Annotated in this window: 4 protein-coding genes and 1 pseudogene; 1 reads left to right on the top strand and 4 read right to left on the bottom strand. The window is 57.4% G+C overall.

Features of this window, described 5'->3' with window-relative positions; all coding sequences use genetic code 11:
* From ACRXB1_RS30750 to ACRXB1_RS30760, 3 genes and pseudogenes are all read right to left on the bottom strand, one after another.
* Positions 1-511 (bottom strand): annotated as a pseudogene (locus ACRXB1_RS30750) (hypothetical protein); the annotation flags it as partial.
* Between the two features lie 15 nt (positions 512-526).
* The gene (locus tag ACRXB1_RS30755; protein WP_449494189.1) at positions 527-1,384 is read right to left on the bottom strand and encodes a DUF2092 domain-containing protein; all 858 of its coding nucleotides are present in this window, start codon (positions 1,382-1,384) and stop codon (positions 527-529) included.
* 50 nt (positions 1,385-1,434) lie between these two features.
* Entirely contained in the window at positions 1,435-1,773 is a 339-nt protein-coding gene (locus ACRXB1_RS30760; RefSeq protein ID WP_449494190.1) for a hypothetical protein, read from the bottom strand.
* Positions 1,774-2,458: 685 nt separating this feature from the next.
* Between ACRXB1_RS30760 and ACRXB1_RS30765 the strand changes: the two genes are divergently transcribed.
* Positions 2,459-3,376, top strand: a complete 918-nt coding sequence (locus ACRXB1_RS30765; protein ID WP_449494191.1) for a transporter — start codon at positions 2,459-2,461, stop codon at positions 3,374-3,376.
* A gap of 22 nt (positions 3,377-3,398) precedes the next feature.
* Here the strand turns inward: ACRXB1_RS30765 and ACRXB1_RS30770 are convergent, their stop codons facing one another.
* Positions 3,399-4,160, bottom strand: coding sequence for a bestrophin-like domain (locus ACRXB1_RS30770; protein ID WP_449494192.1), 762 nt, complete (start codon positions 4,158-4,160; stop codon positions 3,399-3,401).
* Between the last annotated feature and the right edge of the window lie 620 nt (positions 4,161-4,780).

Genomic DNA, 4,780 nt, shown 5'->3' on the forward strand with positions numbered 1-4,780 from the left:
TCACCGCGCCCGCTGCCGCGGCGCCTGCGGTCGACCAGCCACCACAGTTATAGCAGCTGGCTCCATACGCGTTGACCGTTGTCGGCGGATGGTAGGCCGGGTACCTCGCGCCGTAGTATGGGCTGTGGTAGGCCGTCGTACCCGATGCGCTGGTGTAACTCGTATAGCTCGATCCAGACGCGTGATAAGCCGACCCGCCATAAGCGTTCTGGGCGCTCGTTCCCTGCCCGTAAGTGTGCGTTGCGGTAGAACCGTATCGATTGGTTGCAGTCGTCTGGTTGGATCCCGCCTGATGACTTGCCGTTCCCCCGTAACGTCCCGTAGCGGTCGTTCCCTGGCCGTAGGTCCTCGTTTCGCTGCCGCCCATTGCATCTGAGCGGGTCATCGACTCGGACCCCGGTGCGTGGGATGTACTGCCGCCATAAGCATTAGCGTGTGACCAGGCCCATGCCGGACCCGAGGCCGTCGCGAGTGTGCCGAGCCCGGCGAAGAGAATAAGAATACATTTCATGAGTACCTCTGCCGTTCACTGGACTGGTCCGGTTCCTTTTCCATTTTCTGGCGCAGGACGCATTTGCCTCGGGTCCATGGGTTCCGGCCGTTCAAACGGAATGCGCCTGGCTCCATTGTCATTGCTGGACACCAGTGGGTCTGAAGGGAAATCCGCACCAAGAGCCCAGTTGGAGAGTTCGAGTACGTGGCGCAACCGGGCGGGATCGTTCAGGTAGATCGCATAGATTCGACGAGGGAGATTGTCAATCTGGCCAATCCAGATCTGCACGAATACATCGCCCGTGACATAGGCCACGATGTCCGTGGTCGTATCGCCCACGACTCCCGATTGACCGACATAAAATGCCGTCTTCAATCCCTTGGCAACGTCGTCATAGGGGTTCGCGACGATCACGTCGGCAAACGGAAAATAAATGGATGCGGTGTCGTAGGCTGTCTTCAATGTCGCATCGATGGTCGTAGGAGCATCGGCGGAGGCAATGAGATTCTCCCCCGGCTCGTAGGCCATCATCGTCTTGCCATCGTAGTAGAACTCGGAACTCGGGCCGTCGCCGACTGTGATGACCTTCAGCTTGTTCGGCCGAAGTACCATCACTTCTGACCGGGTCGAGTAGACAAGAGGAGGTCCCAAACGACTGGGACTCTCGTAGGAGACAACTGCGGTGAAGGCCATGGATTGCGCCGACGCGAGCACAGCGCTTGATGCCTTCAGTATCGCGATTGCCCGAGGCTCGAGACCCGGCTGAAAATCTGTTGTTTTTGCAGCGGGCGGCGCCTTCGACGATGTGCGATGGGATTGTTGCGCGCCGACGGCCTGAACCGAAAGCGCCAGCACTGCAACGACGAAAATCTGGGTGTACGAATGGCTCATGGCAGTCTCGGCGTTGGTCGTTCGAGCGTCTTGCTACTACCGAGGCGTGCTCACGGCATCATGCCGCACTCGAACATCTTGTTGGCCACCGGGGCGGCGACTTTATCGATGAATGCTGCACGCATTTGAGGATTTCCTCGCAGCATCTGCAGGGCCTCCTGCTCGCGTTGCGGCTTTGGGCGGCCCTGGGTTTCGGCTTTCTCCGCCCACAATTGCTCACAGGAGGATTGCTGGTACTTTTGGATGACCCTGTCGGCGACTGCATCCACAACAGGAAATTGTGCGAACGCCGTGCGTGAGAAGAGGAGCACTGCTACGACAGCCAAACTCAACGGACGCTTCGTCATCATGATCTCGGTGAAAGTAATACGGGTGGGGATCCAAGTCACGAGGCGGCTTCAACATGTTGAATCCAGCCTGAGACCAAGCGTCGGCCTATCGAAACGGAATTTCAGTTACAACCCTGATTGGACGCGGTTCTAACACAGGTTTTCCCAGAGGGACTCGTGTACACGCCTTTGCCATTTCTGGATTTCGACTTTCCGCCGTTGCTGGTCTGAGCGGTTGTAACCCCGTTCTGATTTTTGTTCGCAGTCCACGCCGTTCCGCGATTAGGGTTGTATCCGCCCGCTGCCTGTCCGTTGTTACATACCTTCCGACCCATTGCCGTGGTCGTGCACTCTGCAAATGCGTGTATGGAAAAGCCAAGGCACATAATTGCTATAAGCGTTTTCATTGCCTTCCCCTGATCGCCAAGCCGATGCTGTACGCCCCGCAGTACTGATGCCAGCCACGAGCGCGACCACCTTATTCTTTCCGTCGACGAGCTCGTCACCAGGGTCAAGGCTAGTACTAAAGAGGCAAGGTCGCTATTGGACCTTGGTCCTACATCGCCTGGTGACGTGATGCGCTATGAGACCAAGGTCCGATAGCGGCCAGAAACAACCGCATCTATGATCATGGCGAGCTTGCGAGAGGAGCGATCGCCAATCAGACCGGACGAGCCGAGCAAGGTCAACCGAACGTGCCAATCGATCTGAGCAAAGTGTCCGCGTACCGTTGGCAATTACTTTAATGACGCGAAAAACCTATTTGCAGATACTACTGAGCGGATTCATTTTCATGGAGTGGTCGTCGGTCGTAACCGCACAGGAACTGGAGCCGCGCAGTTACTCAGCGGTTCCTGTCGGAACCAATTTTGTAGTGGCGACCTATGCCCGGTCGACGGGCGATATCTTGTTTGACCCGTCGCTTCCGGTGACAGATCTTCATGCTGACATCAACACCTTTTCACTCGGCTATTCGCACAGCTTTGGTTTATTCGATCACGTCGCAAGCATCGCCTTCCTTGCTCCTTACGCGAATGCGAGCGTAACGGGCAATGTCGAGGGCGCGCCTGGTCATGTGTATCGATCGGGGACCGGAGATGTGCGCTTCAGATTCGCCGTGAATCTTATTGGCGGTCCCGCACTCGACCCGGCGGAATTCTTGCAGCGCAGCCCCGGGAGTACCGTTGGGGCAAGCCTGAGCGTGATTGCCCCTTCGGGGCAGTATTTGCCAACACGCTTGATCAACGTCGGGGCGAACCGGTGGTCGTTCAAACCCGAGATCGGCGTGTCGCACCCATTCAATAACTGGTTTGTCGAAGGTGCTGCGGGGGTCTGGTTCTTTACAGATAACGCCGACTATTACGGTCACCGGAACCGCAGCCAGGACCCGGTACCAGTCTTTCAGTGGCACGTTGGCTATACGTGGCGCCCGGGTTTGTGGTTGGCTGCAGATGCTACTTATTTCCTTGGCGGCCAAACCAGCGTCAATGGCCTTCCGGACCATGATCTGCAACGCAATATCCGTTACGGACTGACTTTGTCCTTTCCACTTTCAGCTCATTGGTCCGGAAAGCTCGCATGGTCGCGTGGACTTACAACGACTAACGGCGGCGATTTTCAGACGATCACAGTTGCGCTTCAATATCGATGGTTCAACCACTGATCATGCGCTCGTGGTGTGGTGGCTATTCGCCTAGCCGGCTGAGCGCTTCACGCATCGGAGCAACTGACACACGTGCTATGCCGTCCAGCGGAGTGCTAAGCTCTTCGATCAAGAAGATTGCGCCCGCGGTCGACAGTGCACAGACCGCAAATGCCGTTACCACCGTTGCATTGCGCCGCGCGAAAAGCCCGAAGGTTCCGAAGATGACGGCAAGCCAAAAAACCAGGATGATCAACAGAGATGACGGCACCGAAGCGTGGGCGTGAAGCAGCGCCAGCCAGCGCGCTGCAAATATGGTGTCGACAAGTTCCAGGGCACGAGCCTTAAGACGGCTTTGTGACGCGTCATTAGGCGTTAATTCTTCGAGCTTGTGCTGGAAATCCTCGGTGCGGCGCAGTGCTTCCGGGCTACCCAGGCGGGCCAGTTGAGTCGAATTCCCTGAGGCAATGATGTCGATGGAATCGGCATAGGTGCGCTTGAGCATGACGCGGAGGTCCTGTGTCTCGGTTCCGTAGTTTGCCAGCGTGCGATCCAGCGTTATGACGTTCGCGGCGTTGTGAACAAGGTCACTGCTTTCGGTATCGAACGCGATTTTCGCCGACGAAACGAGCAATCCGAGCACCAGTGCTGCCAGCGTGGCCACCAGACCGGTTGCCAGCTTGACGACGCTCATCGATTCATCGCTGAGATGGTTCTCAGGAAGACGGTGACGCAATAGAAGACCAACCATTGCGCTCCCGAATACGCAGATAAACACCGCAAAGGCTACGAGGAGGTGGGTCACCGAAGCTTTCTCCATGATCGCGTGAGCGCGGCAATATTGAGCGCGACGCTTGTAAGCCTTGCGGTGCGCACGCGAAATCTGGAACAGTGAGGCAACCAGATCAGGGGTTCGTCACGCGCGGTCATGCTGATGTTCCGTTCGAGTAAAACATGTCTGTTCGCGCCATGTCTCTAGCGCCGGAATCCACCGCCGCGGGCCTCGCCCCGTCCGGCGCCGCCGGCCGGCTGCGCGAAGCGTTGGCTTTGCGTCGCGCCCCTCTGTCGATTTTGCATGTCCTGGTTCAACTGACCATACGAGCCGCCCGTTGAAGCTGCAGTCGGACGCGATTGCACTGGCGTATTGCCTCTGGGAATCGCTTGCGGCTGACTGGGCCGCTGCTGTTGTGCCGCTTGCGCATTCGGCCGCGGTTGCCCCGAACTCGTAGCGGGGGGTGTTGATGGACGTTGTTGCTGATAGGCCTGCGTGTTCTGGTTACGCTGCGCCCCGCTGTTCTGGGTTGAGCTTGCCCGCAAAAAATGGATCCCTTGCTGAGTGTGTAAAACTCACGCAAGGAGGAAGGAAAGATGGGTAATCCGAGAGCTCGATATACGCAGGAATTCATGCTGGAAGCCGTGCGCATG

The organism is Caballeronia sp. M23-90 (assembly GCF_053574605.1).

Coding starts and splice junctions, on each gene's coding strand:
- ACRXB1_RS30755 (WP_449494189.1), bottom strand. CDS start 1,384: ATGAGCCATTCGTACACCCAGATTTTCGTCGTTGCAGTGCTGGCGCTT.
- ACRXB1_RS30765 (WP_449494191.1), top strand. CDS start 2,459: ATGACGCGAAAAACCTATTTGCAGATACTACTGAGCGGATTCATTTTC.